The organism is Clostridium sp. MT-14, assembly GCF_042436595.1.
In the GTDB taxonomy this organism is placed as follows: Bacteria; Bacillota; Clostridia; order Clostridiales; family Clostridiaceae; genus Clostridium_B; species Clostridium_B aromativorans.
The window spans coordinates 20,588-39,937 of the sequence record NZ_JBHMIY010000003.1; the positions used below are offsets into that span (position 1 = coordinate 20,588).

34 protein-coding genes are annotated in these 19,350 nt (G+C 24.9%); all 34 read right to left on the reverse strand.

The annotated features are described in order from the left end of the window. Positions 1-49 precede the first annotated feature (49 nt). The 34 genes from ACFHWD_RS03115 to ACFHWD_RS03280 all read right to left on the reverse strand — a co-directional run bounded on the left by ACFHWD_RS03115 (position 50) and on the right by ACFHWD_RS03280 (position 19,345). Positions 50-901 carry a hypothetical protein gene (locus ACFHWD_RS03115; RefSeq protein ID WP_378060265.1) on the reverse strand — a complete coding sequence of 284 codons (852 nt, stop codon included), beginning with the start codon at positions 899-901 and terminating at the stop codon, positions 50-52. Between the two features lie 24 nt (positions 902-925). Next, on the reverse strand, positions 926-1,507 hold the full coding sequence (locus ACFHWD_RS03120; protein WP_378060267.1) for a hypothetical protein: 582 nt from the start codon (positions 1,505-1,507) through the stop codon (positions 926-928). A 224-nt stretch (positions 1,508-1,731) separates the two neighbouring features. Then, complete coding sequence (locus tag ACFHWD_RS03125; RefSeq protein ID WP_378060269.1) at positions 1,732-2,052, reverse strand: hypothetical protein; 321 nt, start codon at positions 2,050-2,052, stop codon at positions 1,732-1,734. After that, positions 2,045-2,224, reverse strand: a complete 180-nt coding sequence (locus ACFHWD_RS03130) for a hypothetical protein (RefSeq protein WP_378060271.1) — start codon at positions 2,222-2,224, stop codon at positions 2,045-2,047. Before ACFHWD_RS03130 ends, ACFHWD_RS03125 begins: the two co-directional genes overlap by 8 nt. An 18-nt stretch (positions 2,225-2,242) precedes the next feature. Then, a complete protein-coding gene (locus tag ACFHWD_RS03135; protein WP_378060273.1) occupies positions 2,243-2,554 on the reverse strand; it encodes a hypothetical protein in 312 nt (103 codons plus the stop codon). Continuing rightward, entirely contained in the window at positions 2,547-2,756 is a 210-nt protein-coding gene (locus tag ACFHWD_RS03140) for a nucleoside 2-deoxyribosyltransferase domain-containing protein (protein WP_378060275.1), read from the reverse strand. Before ACFHWD_RS03140 ends, ACFHWD_RS03135 begins: the two co-directional genes overlap by 8 nt. 20 nt (positions 2,757-2,776) lie before the next feature. Beyond that, entirely contained in the window at positions 2,777-3,676 is a 900-nt protein-coding gene (locus ACFHWD_RS03145; protein WP_378060277.1) for a hypothetical protein, read from the reverse strand. An 85-nt stretch (positions 3,677-3,761) separates the two neighbouring features. After that, a complete protein-coding gene (locus ACFHWD_RS03150) occupies positions 3,762-4,469 on the reverse strand; it encodes a hypothetical protein (protein WP_378060279.1) in 708 nt (235 codons plus the stop codon). A gap of 189 nt (positions 4,470-4,658) precedes the next feature. After that, a complete protein-coding gene (locus ACFHWD_RS03155) occupies positions 4,659-5,354 on the reverse strand; it encodes a DNA-methyltransferase (RefSeq protein ID WP_378060281.1) in 696 nt (231 codons plus the stop codon). A 132-nt stretch (positions 5,355-5,486) separates the two neighbouring features. Further along, a complete protein-coding gene (locus ACFHWD_RS03160) occupies positions 5,487-6,215 on the reverse strand; it encodes a DNA adenine methylase (protein ID WP_378060283.1) in 729 nt (242 codons plus the stop codon). Between the two features lie 14 nt (positions 6,216-6,229). Beyond that, entirely contained in the window at positions 6,230-6,640 is a 411-nt protein-coding gene (locus tag ACFHWD_RS03165) for a hypothetical protein (protein WP_378060285.1), read from the reverse strand. A 101-nt stretch (positions 6,641-6,741) separates the two neighbouring features. After that, a complete protein-coding gene (locus ACFHWD_RS03170; RefSeq protein ID WP_378060287.1) occupies positions 6,742-8,142 on the reverse strand; it encodes an RNA-guided endonuclease InsQ/TnpB family protein in 1,401 nt (466 codons plus the stop codon). Between the two features lie 73 nt (positions 8,143-8,215). Next, the gene (locus ACFHWD_RS03175; RefSeq protein WP_378060289.1) at positions 8,216-8,914 is read right to left on the reverse strand and encodes a DNA-methyltransferase; all 699 of its coding nucleotides are present in this window, start codon (positions 8,912-8,914) and stop codon (positions 8,216-8,218) included. A 34-nt stretch (positions 8,915-8,948) separates the two neighbouring features. Then, positions 8,949-9,596, reverse strand: a complete 648-nt coding sequence (locus ACFHWD_RS03180; protein WP_378060291.1) for a hypothetical protein — start codon at positions 9,594-9,596, stop codon at positions 8,949-8,951. Positions 9,597-9,751: 155 nt separating this feature from the next. Continuing rightward, the gene (locus ACFHWD_RS03185; protein WP_378060789.1) at positions 9,752-10,495 is read right to left on the reverse strand and encodes a DNA-methyltransferase; all 744 of its coding nucleotides are present in this window, start codon (positions 10,493-10,495) and stop codon (positions 9,752-9,754) included. A 37-nt stretch (positions 10,496-10,532) separates the two neighbouring features. After that, entirely contained in the window at positions 10,533-10,766 is a 234-nt protein-coding gene (locus ACFHWD_RS03190; protein WP_378060293.1) for a hypothetical protein, read from the reverse strand. Positions 10,767-10,798: 32 nt separating this feature from the next. Beyond that, positions 10,799-11,215, reverse strand: a complete 417-nt coding sequence (locus tag ACFHWD_RS03195; RefSeq protein ID WP_378060296.1) for a hypothetical protein — start codon at positions 11,213-11,215, stop codon at positions 10,799-10,801. 1 nt (position 11,216) lies between these two features. Continuing rightward, entirely contained in the window at positions 11,217-12,305 is a 1,089-nt protein-coding gene (locus ACFHWD_RS03200) for a hypothetical protein (RefSeq protein WP_378060298.1), read from the reverse strand. A gap of 29 nt (positions 12,306-12,334) precedes the next feature. After that, positions 12,335-12,565, reverse strand: coding sequence for a hypothetical protein (locus ACFHWD_RS03205; RefSeq protein WP_378060300.1), 231 nt, complete (start codon positions 12,563-12,565; stop codon positions 12,335-12,337). A gap of 12 nt (positions 12,566-12,577) precedes the next feature. Continuing rightward, positions 12,578-13,000, reverse strand: a complete 423-nt coding sequence (locus tag ACFHWD_RS03210) for a hypothetical protein (RefSeq protein ID WP_378060302.1) — start codon at positions 12,998-13,000, stop codon at positions 12,578-12,580. After that, positions 13,001-13,438 carry a hypothetical protein gene (locus ACFHWD_RS03215; protein WP_378060304.1) on the reverse strand — a complete coding sequence of 146 codons (438 nt, stop codon included), beginning with the start codon at positions 13,436-13,438 and terminating at the stop codon, positions 13,001-13,003. It lies immediately after the preceding gene. 15 nt (positions 13,439-13,453) lie between these two features. Continuing rightward, positions 13,454-13,642 carry a hypothetical protein gene (locus tag ACFHWD_RS03220; RefSeq protein WP_378060306.1) on the reverse strand — a complete coding sequence of 63 codons (189 nt, stop codon included), beginning with the start codon at positions 13,640-13,642 and terminating at the stop codon, positions 13,454-13,456. Between the two features lie 2 nt (positions 13,643-13,644). After that, positions 13,645-13,977: a hypothetical protein gene (locus tag ACFHWD_RS03225; RefSeq protein WP_378060308.1), complete on the reverse strand. Its 333-nt coding sequence runs from the start codon at positions 13,975-13,977 to the stop codon at positions 13,645-13,647. A 5-nt stretch (positions 13,978-13,982) separates the two neighbouring features. Next, a complete protein-coding gene (locus ACFHWD_RS03230; protein ID WP_378060310.1) occupies positions 13,983-14,207 on the reverse strand; it encodes a hypothetical protein in 225 nt (74 codons plus the stop codon). A 35-nt stretch (positions 14,208-14,242) separates the two neighbouring features. Further along, entirely contained in the window at positions 14,243-14,425 is a 183-nt protein-coding gene (locus ACFHWD_RS03235; RefSeq protein WP_378060312.1) for a hypothetical protein, read from the reverse strand. Between the two features lie 106 nt (positions 14,426-14,531). Next, positions 14,532-14,795, reverse strand: a complete 264-nt coding sequence (locus ACFHWD_RS03240) for a hypothetical protein (RefSeq protein ID WP_378060314.1) — start codon at positions 14,793-14,795, stop codon at positions 14,532-14,534. A gap of 125 nt (positions 14,796-14,920) precedes the next feature. Further along, positions 14,921-15,361: a macro domain-containing protein gene (locus ACFHWD_RS03245; protein WP_378060316.1), complete on the reverse strand. Its 441-nt coding sequence runs from the start codon at positions 15,359-15,361 to the stop codon at positions 14,921-14,923. Positions 15,362-15,374: 13 nt separating this feature from the next. Continuing rightward, complete coding sequence (locus ACFHWD_RS03250) at positions 15,375-15,857, reverse strand: hypothetical protein (RefSeq protein WP_378060318.1); 483 nt, start codon at positions 15,855-15,857, stop codon at positions 15,375-15,377. Positions 15,858-15,955: 98 nt separating this feature from the next. Then, the gene (locus tag ACFHWD_RS03255; protein ID WP_378060320.1) at positions 15,956-16,357 is read right to left on the reverse strand and encodes a hypothetical protein; all 402 of its coding nucleotides are present in this window, start codon (positions 16,355-16,357) and stop codon (positions 15,956-15,958) included. A 27-nt stretch (positions 16,358-16,384) separates the two neighbouring features. Next, a complete protein-coding gene (locus tag ACFHWD_RS03260; protein ID WP_378060322.1) occupies positions 16,385-17,323 on the reverse strand; it encodes an AAA family ATPase in 939 nt (312 codons plus the stop codon). Between the two features lie 17 nt (positions 17,324-17,340). After that, positions 17,341-18,252, reverse strand: a complete 912-nt coding sequence (locus ACFHWD_RS03265; protein WP_378060323.1) for an RNA ligase family protein — start codon at positions 18,250-18,252, stop codon at positions 17,341-17,343. 29 nt (positions 18,253-18,281) lie between these two features. Then, positions 18,282-18,662: a hypothetical protein gene (locus ACFHWD_RS03270; RefSeq protein ID WP_378060325.1), complete on the reverse strand. Its 381-nt coding sequence runs from the start codon at positions 18,660-18,662 to the stop codon at positions 18,282-18,284. Further along, the gene (locus ACFHWD_RS03275; protein ID WP_378060327.1) at positions 18,655-18,960 is read right to left on the reverse strand and encodes a hypothetical protein; all 306 of its coding nucleotides are present in this window, start codon (positions 18,958-18,960) and stop codon (positions 18,655-18,657) included. The genes ACFHWD_RS03270 and ACFHWD_RS03275 overlap by 8 nt, the downstream gene beginning before the upstream one ends. Positions 18,961-19,105: 145 nt before the next feature. Beyond that, positions 19,106-19,345, reverse strand: coding sequence for a hypothetical protein (locus ACFHWD_RS03280; protein WP_378060329.1), 240 nt, complete (start codon positions 19,343-19,345; stop codon positions 19,106-19,108). Positions 19,346-19,350: the final 5 nt, after the last annotated feature.

Sequence of the window (19,350 nt, forward strand, 5' to 3'; positions counted from 1 at the left end):
TATATTACATATTTCTTTATTATCCATATGAATTTCTCATCCCCCTTAACTAATTAACAAAGATTGTATCTTTAGCTACTTGATTATTATCTGATATTGTTATTACAGCCTTATCAGAAGGTATTATTTTAATTTCTACAATATCATAACCTTTTATTATATTAAACTTAGGAATATATCCTTTTTTATATATTAATATTTCACCATCCCAATACCATTCTTCATTAAATTCAGGATAACTCCTGCTTTTATAATACACTGTAGAAGGTTTTATTGTTTTCAAAAGAGCTTTTCTACCAATATAATTAATTTCTTGAATATAATCTGGATACTTATTTTTAAACTCATTAAACCTTTCAGGTAAAATTTCTCTTAAATGAGCTAAGAACAAAGGAACAATCTTTTTCTGATAATCTGTAATTTGTCCTCCCATCATTGCTTGTGGTTGAAAATCACAAATTCTTTTTATTAATTTTATATCAAATTTGCCATATTCGATAAATGACACTGAACTACTGAAATAGGGAACTTTAATATCAAATTCACCATCTTTACTTTCAATTATTTCAATATATGTATAGGGTAATACTACCTCATTATCGATTATACCTAGCTTGTTTGATGGATAATTTAACTTTCCATAGCTTTCATGATTTTGCCATTTATTTTTAAAATCATAATATTTCTTTGCTCTACTTGTATAACCTTGAACATTATCTATTTTACCATGTTTACAATAGCCACTCCCAAAGGATCTAACATTAAAACATTGATTATTCTTATAATAAGAGCATTTATCATATTTATCACACTTAATAATACTAGCTTCTAATGGCTTTTCTCTACCACCAAATAAACTCTTGCCACCATATAATCCAACATTTATTATTTTTTCTTCCATATAATCCTCCTTTATAATTTTTGACTAATATACAGTACTTGCGAGTAAATTAGGTACTATAATTTTTTTATTCTGTAATGTTTGTTCCACTATCCAATATTTTAAATATAACCATATGTTTACGTGATCTACTTTTTCATTTTGGTTTCTATATCTGTTTATTATATGTAATAAATCTATATCCTCATCAACATTTATTGATATTTTAGTATCTTTAGATATTTCTCTTACTTCGTATCTTTCTTCTAAAATGTCTGAATCTTGGTCTATATAGTCATTTTCATAAAAATTTATAGCGTCTTCTTTACTTCTTGCTACAATCCAGTGCGTTTCACTATCTTCAAACTCAAATATTTTTAAATTAGTATATAAGTACTCTTTTGATCCATTTTCTTCCTGTATTTGCTTTAATAACTTATTATATTCATCTTTCTCACTATCAAAATCAGGTATATATTCTCCATTTGAAGCTGCATATTCTTTCTGTGTCTCATTCCAACAATATTCACACATCATATTATTTATATCAGCCATAAAAGGTGATGGTCGTAAAATTTGATTTTTCTCTCCGCAATAACTACATTTCCCAATCTCATACAGACTCATTCATTCTTCCTCCTTAAATCATTAGTTGAATAAAAAACCAACATATAAAACATACCTAACATTGTTCCTACATAATAATACGGACTCATATTCCCCATAAACAACCAAGGAATGATACAGAAAGTTACTATTGAAAATACAATTATTATTGACCAATACAGTATCTTGTTCTTCTTCAATATCTTTATTCCTCCTTACATTTTTATTAATTTTTTAAATAAAACTTAAATTTTAATTCCTTCTTTTTTGAATAAATCATAATAAAACTTACCAATACTTCCCTCTTTAAATTTATGATTCATTTTTATAGCAACCAAAATCATTCTTATTGCTAATTCTAAATTAATATTATTTATCGCTGATTTTAATGTTATATTATGCATAATCTTAAAAATTCGATCTATCTTTTTTTTACTAATTCCATAGGAATTACATATAGGAAATAAATGTGGATATTTCTTCATAAAAAGTAATGATTGTTTTGAAAAACTTTTTTTATTATTTAATTTAATTTCTTTCCTCTTTTTTAATATTTTTTTATTCACAGGATATCACTTCAATTACATTCATTCCCTCTATTAAATTTCTACAATATTTTAGTCCCTCTTTAAACCCTTCATTTTTTTCCTTAGACCAATCTGGATTGTCTTTATGTGAATGAAAATCTATTTCATTACCTAAGACTTTTATTATAGAATTATATATATCACTATCCATTATTAATCACCCCTTATTTTATTCATAATGTATTAATTCCTCTTCTTTAAATCCATAATCTTTTTTTCCATTATCCAAATCGACCGATATAGGATACTCTATATTTGAAACATTACCTACTCTAACTATTATTCCAGTATCACCAATGTTAGTATATCGAGAAGGCTCTACTAATTGAAAAACTTGAACTCTATCTCCAACTTTAAAATTTTTAATACTAATTTTATTAATATAGTCGGCAACTTCTTTTAGTGATTGAAAATATTTGCCACCATTCCTTTCAACCATTCTACCCACTTGATCTAAATGCTTTAGATCTTGTTTACTCAATTTCTGCTATTGAATATGTACTATATGCTCTACTTAATACATATAATACTAGATCACATTCTTTTCTCTGCTTGATCTCCTCTTGTCTTGCTGCTTCATTCCAATTATGTGTTATAGGATTAAAATAATTGACATTTAACATTGGAATTAATTTTTCTCTCCATTTGCTATCCGCACATGTACCACCTAGAAATACTTTCAAAGCTATCCCCCCTTTATCTCTTATAATCCTTGTTCCTCAATAATTCTCTTTAATTCTTCACCACAGCCTTTAAACATACCAGGTTTTAATGTTGCTTTTTCTAAATCATCTAACAATATTTTACCTTGCTCCTTAGTTAATATAGGTAAAGTTCCCATTGATACAGGAATTTTATGATGAATAAATTCTAATTCATTTCCAAAGAAACGAGCTGTTTCTCTGTTTCGAAATTCTACCTTATATTTCTTAGGAGATTCATCATCCATTCGTATCCAATTAAGTATTATTCCTGTCTCACCTTCATAGACTTTTAAATGTTTAGCTTTAACCTGATTATTAATACGCTTTATTTTTACTACGTCTCCTACTTTTAAATTATCATGTGGTATAATTTCATTTATTAATTTTGTTAATGTATTTTCTATACTCTCATTATTATCTATGTAATAATCAAATCCTTTATAATCATCTAAATCAGTCTCAGATTCATGCTGTTGTTGTTCTATAGTTAATGAACTTTTATAATTAGGTCTAGTAACACGTATTGTTACAGTTTTGTGAGGAAATTGAGCTTCTGTATAAGCTATTTCATTAAGAAATCTAGCATCATCAACAATAAAATAATCAAAATAATCACTTAATATTTTTATATCTTCCGTTACCCTATGTACATGAAATAAAGGCATACCTAGTTTATGTCTGATTTTTTCTGTTCCCAATTCTTGAAATTTATCTCTAGCCCACTGATCCTTTGTTACTCCATCCCATCCAAAGTAATCTTTTAGATACATTTTTATATATTTAGAGAAGAACATTATTACTGTCTTTTGATCATAAGATTCTAATAACTTTTTTAATTGATTAGCAGCATAAGATTTGCCATTTTCTGCTTTACCAGATATTAATATTACTTTTTTCATGTAATCCCTCTTTTATTAATTTTATTTTTCTATATTTATATATTATCATCTTTTATTAATTTTGTCAATTATTATTTATTTTATCTCAGTTTACATTATTAATATTTTCCATGTTATTAAGAATATTAAAAGTAAATAACTTACCATCTCCTAATGTCTCACCTGAAGACACAATTGTTTCTGTGCTATATTTAGTACATAATTGATTTAAATCATCTACCCCATAATCATTAAACCATTGTTCTAATTGTATATTATCTGTTGGTATGCCTAATTCTATTAAATTCTCATCTTTAATCATATAATATTTATCTTGTTGCTTTACAAGATATTTTAAACTTGAAAATTCAATATTTATGATTTTGCTTTTTTGATTATAATTTGTGGGCATATCTAAAGAGTCTAAAATTATTTTAGACTGTGTACCTATTGTACAAGTTATTTTTATATTATGTGGAAAATCTTGATAATAAGCTTTTCCATCAACACTATAAGTCGTAGATGAATAAAAGAAAATATTTTTTATTGTATAACAATTAATGTTCTCACATTTATACCATTTGTATCCTGAATTATTCATATGATGAAATTCTCCATCTGAAGGATTTATAATACCTATATAATTTGGAGAGAGTGTTAAATATGTGCTACTTGCTGTCCAAATAGCTCCATTTGAATTTAATCCATAATCTATTCCATTATATCCCAACAGTCCTATATGCCCCATTCTAGTATATTGATCTCTTCCGTATGGTACTCCAATATCTTTTCCGAATTCTATTAATATTTCCATTTATTTTATCACTCCTAAATTATAGTTTACATATAAACTACATTTTATCTTAACTACAATTTAAGAGTGAATTATATATGATTTTATATAAAACGAATGTAAATCTTTGATTTTATGATAATAATTAAAATTAAAAACCTTTATTTTACTACATTTTAAAGAAGTAAATAAAATGTAGTTTTTATATACTTATTTATTAATATTACTAATCCTATTTACAGCTATGTTATAGTATTTTTGTTCTTTCTCTATTCCTATAAATCTTCTATTTAGATTTTTACAAGCAACTCCTGTTGTTCCTGAACCCATTGTAAAATCTAATACCAAATCTCTGTCATTTGTATATGTATTAATCAAATATTCCATTAATGCTATTGGTTTTTGTGTTGGATGATATATCATATCTTTTTGAGATGATTTAGAAAATGTTATTAGATTAATAGGATATTTTTTATCTAATTTATTTCCAATAAAATGATCTTTACTTTTTCCATATACTTTTTGAGTAGCATTATTTTTACTAATTCTAGATACATTTCTTACTCTCATTTGAGGATTATATACTGCTTGTTTCTTATAAAATACTAATATATTCTCTGTATTCATCATAGGTCTTTTTTTAGCATTTAAATGTCCCACTCCTCGTACTTTGTCCCAAACCCAATCATATTTATATTCTTTAAGATTACTTAATCTCAATCGACTACTAAAAGGTTCACTTCCAAATAATATAGTTGGAGTATGCTCATTTCTTCTTAATAATTTTATTCTTTCCCACATTTCATCAAAAGGTATTATTTCATCCCATTTACATTGAGTTGTTCCATAGGGTTCATCTGTAATTATTGCATCTACTTTAATACTTTTACTTATTAATTTATCCATTTCTATAAGACAATTACCTTTTATTAATTTTATGTCTTCTATATGTATCATTCCTTTCCTTAAAAAATAGATTTTATTTACTGTCTTTATTAATTTCACTATTAAGATAAAGATGGTGTTTTATTTGATTTATTAAACTTTATATGTAAATAGCTTTTCTACTCTTATTTTATTACTATCTTTGTTTACACCACTACCTAAAGAGGTTTTTAGTTTCTTTTTCCAAATGCAAGTAAATTCTTCAGGCATATTGTATTCACTTATTAATACTACATTATGTATACTTATTTTTTTTACCCATTGATAAAATTTTTCATAAGGAAAATCTTTTGTCTTATATTTTGTTGCATTCTTATATGGTGGATCACAATAGATTACGTAATTATTTATTTTATCTATAGGTAAATCCAAAAAATTACTATGTATAAATTTAGTGTTTTTAAATTCTATTGTTTTACTTTGCTTTCTTAATGAATTAATCGCTTGTCTTGGAACATCAAATAAAACACCATCTTTATTATACCTTCTAGCATAACCACCAAAATATTTAGCTCCAAAACTTGCACAGAATCCTACTAACCCAACATACCACTTCTCATATTTGTCTTTATTATTTTTCACTTTTTTATATGTATCTTCAGAAACAGTTTCAGGCAACTCATTATGTTGAGCATATTTTAATAATTCTATTAATTCTTCATGAATATCACAACCTATCTTATTAGCACATTGTATTTTATCAATCATATTAGCACCGCCTGTAAATGGTTCTAAATAACCTTTAGTATTTTTAGTTATGTATGATTGTATTATAGGAGCTACTTCCTTCGATATTCTGTTTTTACTCCCTACGTATTGCATTTAATTCCTTCTTTCTATTTATTAATTTTTTCTTTTAATAAATCCATTAAAATAGATTCATTTTTTGTTACTAATTTTAATTTATTATATTCTTTTTGCACATCTATAAATTTCATTTTTGTTCTTATTATATGTTTAAAATATCTTAAACTACTCTCTTCTATTTTGTCACAATCTAAGCATTTACATGTTAAATAAGTTCTACCTTCATAATCATCTGTACTGCTATACAAATAGTACCATATATTATGTTTGCAATTATCTTGCATATGTTCCTTTAACCTATTTATTTTGCTGTAAATCATTTCTTTCTCTTTTTTATATGTATTATATTTCTTAATATAACAATTTTGTTCCATATGATTAATTTTTGTATTATATTCTTCATACTGATTTCGGAGTTCTTTTAATTCTTCCTCGAACATATTTTTTCTCCTTCCATTTTATTAATTTTATATGTATTTAAAACTTCTAATTTATTGACTTTTTCTAAAGTCATTTATAGTTAAATTTATATTTAGAATAACTAAGCACAAATAACTAATGGGTTTAAATCTAATCCCTCTATCTCATATCCCTTAAAGGCATTTGAGACTGCTTTCTTTATTATTTGTAAACTACCATTTACATCTGAATTAATTAATATTCCTTTGTTACTTTTGAATAATCCTCTTACTATTCTTCTGCTTTTATTATAATTCTCTTTTATAGGTGATTCATTGTCCAAAAATGATGTACCAGACGTATATGATTCATTAATCAATATTACTTTAATTCCTACTTCCTCTGCTTTATACTGTATCATTTTTATAAATATTTCATATGGAAGTTGTACAAAATGTTGATTAACAGTTTTATATAGCTTACTATTCTGCTTCCACTCATTATTCTTCCCTATAATTATTGTATTTATATTATTACCTATACAATACTCAATAATGTTTTTACTGGCACAATGCATATAATATTTAATCTTATTATTTCTCTTAATAGTTAATTTATCTAATTTATTTGACCAGTCCTTTTTATTAGTTTTCTTTAATATAGATTTATAATAAGCTAATTTCTTATTATAAAATTGATTAATAGATTTAATAATTCTACCGTTTATAATAATAGGTTTAATCCCTATATTATTAGTAAGCGTAGCAAAATTATTTACTCCAAGATCAATCCCAACTATTCTCCTAGGTTTTTGATTTGCTTCATCTAGTATATCCTTTTCATAAACCAATTCCATATTATAGATATTATTTCTAGGAATGAATCTTAATTGAATTAATTTACTATTCTTAGGTATATTAATTTTGAATATATTATTAAATTGCTTTAAGGGTTTAAAAGAAAAATATAGATATCCGCCTTTAACTTTAAATTGATTATTGCATAGATATAGGGGAAATTTACCGTTTTTAATATTTTTATATTTAGGCAATTTAGGTCTACCTAATAATTTATTGGGATTATTTTTCCATTCTTTTATCAATTCAAAGAAAGATTTCCAATTTTTATCTAAAGTTCTTAATGTTTGTTGCGAGGAATTACTACCTAAATCTCTAAATGGTTCAGAATCCTTCATCAAATAATCTAAGAAATCATATGGTATATATTTATGATTCTTATTAAAGTATTCTAATGGTTTATATTTTTTATTTAAACATTTACCCTTAGCTTGTTTCTTTTTTAAATTATTCAATTTAAACTTATTATAATCATCCACTTTAGAATTAATATTATTAAGATATTCTTGTTGCTCTTGATTTATTAATATATTGTTAGACAAATGAGAAGTAATAATAAAAGTTTGACGTATAAGATAGTTACCATAATTATATACATTTTTAGATTTAAAACAAAAATCAGATATTGTATTATATATTAGATGATTTATATTAATTTGAATTTGCAATACTCTTTGTACTTTCATATTTATTTCGCCTCCTTACTTCATATTTATTAATTTTATTATAATACAAAGAGTTGCAAATTGCAAATAATTTTTATTTATTAATTTTATATGTATTAATTCTTTCTTGTGTAATGTCATAATATTGTGGATCTATTTCATACCCTATATATTTCCTTTTTAATTCTTTCGCAGCTAAAGCTGAGCTACCTACTCCAATAAAAGGATCTAGTATAATATCATCAATATTACTTGAATTATCTATTAATATTTTCATTAATTCTACTGGTTTTTCGGTATCATGAATATTTTTACCATATTTATCTTTGGTCTTTTTATTAGGAACATTTAATATATCAGATGTACCACAATGATTTATTTTTTTAAATTTACCTTTCCTAAAGAATAAAATATATTCAAACTGACTCATATATGCTTGCCCCATTATTTTATTCCCTTTATTCCATATTAGAGATTTTATAAAATGGAAACCACAACTAATTGCAGTATTTAATATTATTTGTAAATTTACATGATTAGTCATTATATAACAATGTGAGCCTTCTTTTAAAATTCTATAAAATTCTGGAATATATTCTATTGGTTTTATATTATTATGTTTAAAAATTTTACCTTCCTTGCCTAATTCGCTTCTAACTAATCCTCCAGTAGTAGTATTTTTACTTGTTCCTCTTTTTGTTGTAGGATAAGGAGGATCTGTAACTATTAAATCTATACTTTCATCTGGTAAATTATTTCGTAAGAAATCTTCGTTTAATATTTTATTTTTCAATTCTTCTATATTAGATATAGTTAATTCCTTCCTTCTATTTTATTTCAGGTATTTGTTCTTTTATATATTTATAAACTCTCCACATTGGTAATCTTGCCATAGATATTGATGAACATAAATGTTTCCAATCAGTATTTTTACATAAATCAATTATTTGTTTATGATATTTAGGATTATTTATGATAATATATAATTCTAAAGCATATTGACCTATATATTCTACTTCTTTTCCACAAGTACCATTTCCCCATGTACACATTCCAAAATCATAATATTCTGGTTTTTTATAAGTTCCATTTCTTCTATATTCTTTTATTTCAACATCTTTTAATTTATAATTAGGTTTCTTATTAAATACTCCTGTTTCTGGTCTTTTATAAATATTAAAACAACAATGTAATTTTATATTGCTATATTCCTTTATACCTAAATCTTCACTATATATTAAATCAAATTCATACATTTGTTGAGTATTATATAATTGACTTATAGGTAATATAAATGCTATGTAATCTCCTAACTGTATTGATTTCTTATAAAATTTAACAGCTAATATATTTCTTGTACCATATGGAGGATTACCAATAATCAATCTTCCATCTAAATAATTTATATCTAGAGCTAAAAAATCTTGTTTTATTATACTATCATCTTCAGGTTTTATATCATAAGCCCAACACACACTAGGTATTTGTTTACTAAAACTACCATTCCCTGCACTTGGTTCAATTACTTCCGATATATTATCTTGTCCTATTATTTCATAAGTTTTATCTATACAATATCTTGCTAAATCGGGAGGTGTATAATATTTATCATTTTTAATTTTACTAATAATTAATTCCTTCTTTCCTTTTTATTTTTATATGTATTAATTCTCTCTTGTGCTTTTTTATAATATTCTTTATTATTTTCAAATCCTATATAATTCCTGTTGGTATTTAAACAAGCTATTGCTGTTGTTCCACTACCCATAAATGGATCAAATATTATATCTTGTTCGTTACTATGTATTTTTATTAAATCATGAATTAACTCTATTGGTTTTTGTGTTGGATGTATTCTTCTTTTGCTATGAACTATAGGATATTCAAATATAGCATTTTCATACGTATCTCTTTGTCTATTGTAAGTCCAGCCTTTTCCTTTTGTGGCCCATATAGCGTATTCACACGAAGTAACATATAATCTGTCTCTATTTCTAGGCATAGGATTTGTCTTATGCCATATTATTAATTCTTTGATTAAACATTTATTCTTTTCTAATTCATCTTTTATGTAACTCATATTTTTCCAATCATTAAATATTATTATATTACCTCCTTTTTTCAATATAGACAAATTAGGTTTTATCCAACTTGTTAAATCAAACTCTTTGTCCCATTTACCAAAATCAATTCCTGCTCTACCCATAGTTTTAAAATTGTTTTTTCGACTTAAATTATATGGAGGATCGGTTATTAAACAATCTACACATTCTTTATTTTCTTTATATAATATATTTGCACCTTTTATACAGTCTTCGTTGTATATCTGATTTTCTAATTCTTCTATCGTATTAATATTATCAATCCTTTCTATTTATTAATTTTATATGTAATTAAAATTTCTGTTTTATTTAGTCATCAAAACAATCCCATCCGTCTTCTAAATTACCATTTTCATCCCATACACCTAACGACCCTAAGCTACCTTCACTTGATATACTATCTACTATACATTCCCAATACTCTTGTAGTTCTGTATTTGTCATTTTTTGTAATTCTTCGTATGTATTTTCACAATAATCACTTTCATATATTTGATTTATCAAATTTAATTTTTGCTTTTCTCTTAATTTATTAGCTGTCATATTTATATTCTCCTTTGTTTAATTTATTAATATCATTCTTTCTTTAATATATTTTCAATCTCACTTAGTTCTAATTCAGTTTTCTTATCTTCACTTAATAATTTATCTAATTTATTTTCCATGAATTTAAGTTTCTTCTCTTCATCTTTCTGAGTTAAAACATCTAATTTTGTTTTAATATCAGATATCCATTCCTCTACCTTATATCCACTTATCACATATTCATCTAATAATTCCAATTCTTTTGCAGCAGTCATATAGGCTTGTAATTTTACTACTAAAGCTATAAGTTGTTCTTTGGTCAAAACATTGATATTATATCTTGTCCTATCTAGTTCTATAGAACAGTTAGTAATTGGTGAAAATTGCTTTAATTTTTTTAATTCCTTTTTCTTCCCTTCAATTAACACTTTTAAATTCATAATTTTTGAATCATTTAAATTTGCCATATTAATTTATCCTCCTATATAATTTCCCATTTTTTAAATATTCGTTTTTATATGCTGGCTCTATTTCGTTATAAATTTCTTCAAGTGTACCTTTTATTTCACTACAACAATAATTCCTATCTAAACAGCCATATTGAAGTGGATTATCACATAGTTTATGTATATATACTTCTTTCCTTTGAGAGTCAAAGAAATAACTCCAACATTTATAATCAGTTAATTTTTCATTAAATTCTTCAAAAGTATATCTTATATATTCATCCTTTTCTTTATCATATGGAGAATATGATGATTGATGTTCGAGTTTATCAAATAATTCTGCATAGTTTTCAACACAATCTGTAGATACTGCTAAAATGAATTTATTACCCAAATTTTTTAATATTAAAGTCTCAAATTGAAGATCACCAACCCAGCTATATCTACATTCTCTAGCAAAATAATGACATTTACCTTTATTAATATTTTTTATAATGTTTTTATATTTTGTCATTCCGTACGATCCTATTCCATCAGGAATTCGTTCATATGTATCTTTATAGTAATCAAATCTACCCATATAAATCCATTCTTCATTCTGTTTTGTTCGGTATGTCGCCCCTAATTTTAAATCTTTTGTCTTTATATGAGTATTGGCATGTATAATCTTATTGTATTTTGATATTTCAACATAATCAGGTGATGCTGTAGGTATCAGAACTAGATCTTTTCCATCCCATCCATACACGAAGTTGCCCTCAAGACCTTTACCTTTAATACTATTACAATTTTCAAGTATGTATAATAGATTCTCTACGCTTATTTCGAACTCAAACTTACGTGGATCATAAACTCTTATATAACTATTTCTATGTTCCCAACCAGAACAGTATCCTCCTACATGTTTGTTTAAAACAAATCCTTCTGTCGGTTCATTATCATAAATAATATTATCTATTTCTTTATCTCTCCAATTATCCCAAGATGTTTTTTTTCTTAATTTGCCTTTCTCATCAAAATAAATAACATAAGCTAACTTTTTTGTATATGTATCTTCCCTATTTTGAAAACCGACATTAATCTTTTTAGGCACAAAGATATTACTTTCCATATATACTCCTTTCTTGTTACTTTAAAATATCACTTCTGTATATTATTTATTTTTAATTCTTCTATATTTCTTATATATTCTGCAAGTGTATAAACTTCTATATCTATATCATCAAAATTACAATATTTTTCTTTTAATAATTTATATGCTTTTTTTAATACATTTTCTTTACTTTCAAATGAATATATTTTAAATAATATTTCACTATCTAAACTAAGTGGAAATGTACTACCTATTATTATATATATATTTATGTTCATATTATTTCCTCCCTATTTTACAGTGTACATATTTTTTATGTATTTTAAAACTTCATCCATAGTAGCAAATTTAATAGTTATACTTTCGTGAACATGTGGCTGTTCATATAGTTTACTTTCTCCAAACGCTATTACGGGTATATGGTATAAAATTGCATAACATATTTCGAATAATGTACCTGGACTTTTATCTAAATCTTTCATATTTAAGATTATTAATGATGCTTTTGATAGATAAAATATATTTTGATAAACTACTCCTCTGGAATCAAAAGTCTTATTAATATTATAATTTTTACATGGATTAAAAATATCTCTATCATTATATCCACAAACTTTTAATTTATTTACTGCTTCATCTCTCCATCTTGTAGCTAATTCAAATTGATGTATACAATCATAGTAGCTCATGGCTCCGGCTAAATATATAAACATTTAATCATCATCTTCTTTCTCTTTATAAATTACATTATCAGCTCTTTTTATTTCTGATATTTTACCTTTTAAGTTAACTATTCTTCTTGGATGCCATATTGATGGTTCTAAATCATTATATTCAATATCTTCATCATTCAAAGTAGGACGTGGTTTTTTAGGCATTTCACCCATATAGCAAGTTTCACTGTTATCTTTGGGTACAAAAGTTTTTATTTCAAATCTTTGTTTCTGCTTATTTATTAATATGTCTTGTTCTTTCTTTGATAACTCAAACATATATTTATGATTATTATTTTCCCAATACTCTTCTTCTGCCATATGTTTACTTTCTGATGTTACCACCGATTTAGCTCTACCTTTAGTTAAATATACTATTTTCTTACTTGAATTTTTATACATTTTACCATCTAAATATATTACATATACTTCATCCATTTATTTAATCCCTTTCTAATTTTTGTTTCTCTCATATACATCTACACCACAATATAATCCAACATTATCATATATTTTCTCATAGAACTTTTTTCTATTTAAAGATACTTGGATATCATCTGTCTCTATAACTTCTAAAATTGTAACTGTATTATCTTCATATAAAACATATATTACATCTACTTCTTTATTCCCTAAACTCATTGCTAATCTCCCTTTCTATAAGTTAATTTATTTATTATATCTTTTATTTCATATATTAAGAAAAATATATGTACTATTGGTGTAAAGGCGAATACTAATTCATACATTAATATATTCATTGGATTATTTATACAACTGTTTAACATATTATTACAAAAATTTTTAATCTTTTCATCATTCATTTCTTCTAATTGTTTATTTACCTCATTAAATGATTTAAATACATCAACTTCTCCAAATCCGATTTTTGTCAAACTTGAAGATATTATAAATAATATAAAAGTAAATATACTAATCTTTATATATAGTCCTAATATGAAATTTAATATTGTCAAACTATTTATTCCTCACTTTCTTTTATATTCAATTTATATCCCTTTATAATGCAGTCTATATACCATTTTGTTTGCTCTAATATATATCCTGGACTTTCTAAGTCATAAGCGAATCCTAATTTCTCTTCATGTTGTAATAATGTTTCTTTAAAATCTGGACAATTTTTTTTACATGCTATATAAGAATATTGAGATAATAACCATATTAATTTATGTTTATCTAACTCCATGTTCTATTTCTCCCTTCTAAATTCCAATTCCCTCTTTATTCTAAATTTAAAGGAGGAAGTTCTAAATTCCCCTTATCTTCAAATTCCCCTAAAAAATATTTCCGACCTTTGATCGTGTTTAGTTCATTCATATGCTTTATCAACTTATATACTGCCTCGTCGACTTCTTCAATAACATCTGTATTCAACAACTGTCTTATTGTCATATTTTCTATCATATTAATTTTCCTTCCTATACAAATATATTCTTAATAGAAACAATTATTTTAAATATAAATTTAAAAACAAGATTTTATTAATTTTATTTAACATAAAACTATTGTTTTAAAAGCTTACTTTCATATCTTTTAGGTTAATAACTCTTATATAATCACCATTCTCTCGTATTATATCTTCTGCGACTTTATTTGCACTGATATTATAATAATTGCTAAAGCCTAGATGATAATAGCCATTATTATTAAAAATTTGTGTACCTATAAATTTATCATTAGTTTCTATTATTAAAAACGCTTTTGTTTTAGAATAAAGTAAAACATCACCTGCCTTTATAGAAACTTTTTTTTTAACTTCAGTTAAACATTCCATTTTTTTTGCCTCCTTATTTAAATATCTTATTTAATTCTTCTTGTTCTTGCATCCATTTGGTCTTTTTTATATATTGTTTTCTTCCGATTTTCTTCATTGCTCATTATAATACCTCCTAAATATATCTATAATTTACATACTAAAATTTCTAAATCTAATCCAGTAAAAACATCTTGTATAATGGATCTTACTCTACCCCATTGTAATTTATCTAATCCACATCCAAGCTTTGGTACAGCTAAATAATGTATATCATTATTTAGTATTTGCTCTTTCATGGCTTCTAAAGATGTTCTAAGAGAATCATAAGTAGGCTTACCATAATATTTAGATTTCGTTATAAGATTAAATACTCTATCTATTAATATCGCATTACCAACTTTAATATCATTTAATTCAGCATATTTCTTTATTTTAGCTTTCATATGAAACTTTTTATTAAATTGAATAACTATCCCTAATCCCATTGCTCTATTATCTATTCCAGCATCAGCACTAATACAATGAGCTAAATAATATTTGTTATCTAAATCAAACAGATTTACTTTCTTTTCTAATAATTTCATAAGTTTCATCCCCTTATTTAAATATCTCATTTAATTTTTCTTGTTCTTGCATCCATTCAGTCTTTTCTATTGTACTATGAGATTTCATATATCCTTTTATTAATTTATTATATTTGTCAATGATCTTACTATCCTCTTTTATTTTATTTAACATAGCCTTGGGCGTAGTATGATTCCAACCTCGATATACATCTTCAAAATGTCCACTATCAGTGTGATTATCTCTATTATGGAATATTACAATATCTTCTACTTTTATAAAAACAAAATTTTTATCTAGTTCAACACCATAAGTTATATTTCCTATACAAAAAACATATTGTTTATATTCCTCAGTACCCGAAAAATAAGATCTATATGTATTGATGCTTTCTTGTATATTCGGAATAATATAAGATATTGAATCACCATATTTACCTTTATTAAATTCTTGTATATAATAACCCAATTTTATTAGTTTATTATATACAAATCCAGTTTTTACATTCTCAAACATTTACTCACCTCTATAATATTATTATATACTTTTTTATTAATTTTGTCTAATAATATTTTTATACTTTTATTAATTTCACATAAAAGAACAATTCTATTCTATTTTTGATTAATACTCATATTCTCAGGATTGTATTCATACTCAAACCAAGGATAATAATCATCAGTGTTCATTGTCCCTATAGCTAATATTAATTTACCATTTATTGCATCATAAATTTCTAAAACATCATTTATTCCCCAATCGCCATCACTTCGCATTTTACAAAGCACTTCTATTGGCTGAAAAATATTTTTGATTTTATTTTTTACTATTTTTAATTCATTACAGCAGCTTCTATATCCATCTTCTGGATCTTCACTTGCTAAATATTCAATCCCATCCAATTTAAATATTACATATGCCCCATCATACTCTTCATCAAAATCATTTAAGATTTTTTCTGTACCATAATCTACTCCTGTTAAAATATGATTTCCTATTAAATCTCTAAGTTCCATAATATCATTTCTCCCTTTTTACTAATTTTATTTTGCTATTTTATCAGCTTGATTTAATAACATTAATTTATCATAAAAATTTTGCCCTACTAATTTGATAAATTTATTCTTTGATTTTTCTGTTTTTATAAAATATGGCTGCATATGAAAAGTTATGTATTTAACTATATTCAATATATCTTCTTGCTCATATTTTAATTCTTTAAAATAAAAAAGACTATTATATGCTGATACTAACTGATGGTTATAATAATGTGCTACATCTGTATCTTCTCCTTTACTATTTTTAAATTGTTTAGTAAATTGTTTTCCTATATCATGCAACTGTGCAGCCATTAATAAATTAATTCCTTCTCTACTATATGCACTAATATTATTACCTCTTAAAATATCTATTAATATGTCTCTACACTTATTGCAATGCTGTCCAATTGTAAGTGTATGATGTGGATTATCTTGGTTTATGCAGTCTAAATCACTAAATAATTTAAAGAAGTTAAACTTCATATCTTTTGTATTATAAATTATGTGTATATTATCCCATCCCTCATATAGCTGGGGAATATATATTGATTTATACATATTTTTTATTACATCTTCAGGAACATGCCTATCTCTTAATTTGTTTTGTTGTAAGCATAATTCATAAGGGGTAGCCATTAAATAACATTCTTTTATACAATTTATCTTTTTCAATTCATCTAAAAATGCTTTCCTTCTTTTATAAGATAAATTAGTTGCATCTATTATTACATTTTTCCCTTGCCTTAAATACTCTTTAGCCCTTTTATGTATTGTTTCAAATATGACATTATTATGCTCTATATTATTAATATCATTGTATAATTCAACTCTTAATTGATCTGAAGACAATAGTATTGCATTTTCTTTTGATGCCAATAACTTAGCATAAGTTGATTTACCGGAGGCTACAATTCCAATCATCATAATAAATTTTGGCTTCAATATTTTACACCTCCATATTAAGCAAATATTTCTGATTTTACTTGTTTGATTTTTTGAGTAACTAACGCATTTAAAGTTTTAAAGTTTATTTTTGGTTGCTTGTATTTTTTTATTATATTCCATGATTCTTCTTTTATTAATTCTGAATAAACTCTACCTAATAACATAGGTATATATTGACTTTTCCAACCATCTTTTTCATTTACTATTTTTGCATATTCCTTTTCTATAAAAGCAGCTGTACAAAAATCATTTAAAATTTTCTCTTCGGTAGATACTTTTACTGTTAGTTGATCTGCACCCATTACTTTATGAAATTTCTCTTTAAATTCATTACATACTATCTTTGCCCATGTTTGTCTACCATATCTATTATAAAAATCATAATTTTTAATAACTATTCCTTCACCATTACCCTCTCCATCTTTAACTAAAAATTGACCTGTCTTGTCCAATAATTTTACTAAAGAATCATATGTAAGGTTGTTTCCTTCTGCTAATGGAGGTATGTAATCTAATTCAAATTCTTCTAACAATGGTTTATATATATTATAAGGGATATATTCTATTCCACCATCTTCTTTATCTATACATACATCAAATATATAGAATCTTCTCCAAGCATCATCTCTATAAGTTCTAATACTATGCGGAACTAAAAACTCTCCATATAATCTATGACTAGGATGTTTATCTAAATATGATTTTATTTTATTATTATGTAATATATAATCACAAAAACCTGCATTATCTTTATCTATACTCAATATCCTATTTCTACTACCAGTTTCAATATTGCCTTCATCATTTAAATATACTTGACCATTTGTGCCATCTATTTTAAAAAATACAAAACAATGACCAAATTCTATATCCTCTACTTCATCTGTACCAAATCTTTCTATGTGTTGATATTTTTTAAACTCCATATATCATTCTCCTTTATAATTTATTAATTTTATTCCCAATAACAACAATGATATTCATCTATATTGTTGAAATTAACACTACTATTATTAATTCTATTGTCGAAATAATTCATTATACTCCTACTTAATCCCTCATCTATTATTTCTATAAGCCCATTTTCTATATCTTCAATATCGAACTTATTAATGTTCCTATTTTTCTTTATATATCCTTCTTCATATAATTTATCTACTATCAAGTCCTTTATATCGGAAAAATTAACTTCTTCTTCTATAGCCTTAGACAACAAACCATCTTCAACATATGTAGTACCATTATAATTATTCTCTAAGAGAATATTACTTATTAAATCAGGACAATTACATTGACTTTCAAAATACCATTTGCAATTTCTACAACATTTATCCATTCAACTTAATACCTCCTTTGCCCTTCTTAAGTTGCTTAATTATATCCTTTTTTATATCTTCATAATTGAGTTCTTCATTATTTATATCTATATTATTAATAACATCATAATTCATATGCCCATAGTCAAAAAGTAATTTATCATCTTCCCATATTTCAATTCCGCTAATTATAGTATGTTTATTTTCTTTGCAATAGTTAAATGCATGATGCACAGCTAAATCAAAATTCGTAGTACATAGTGTATTTTCTATACAATCAAAGTCGGAATCCACATGACTAACAACAAAAATTTTCAATAATTTCTAACCTCCAATTTTAAGATAAAAAGTTTAATTTATTGACTCTTTATGAAGTCATTTATAGTTAAATTTTACTTATAACTAATGGGATTAAACCTAATCCCTCTATCTCATAATTTATAATATATATAAATATTTGAGATTACTTTTCTTTATCAATTTTATTAATTTCATTTGAAAAGAATATATAGTATGAATCAAGCTCATATCTTTTCATCTCATGATCCGTCCATAATCCAGATGTAAATATATCTGTTATTTTATGTATGCCATTATATTCTTTATCCCATTTCTTCATATTTTTTAAGATTTCTTTGTCTATTTCATTCAGTAAATAATCAGATGCAAAATCTATTTTTACCTTATCTCCTATTTTAAACATATCAT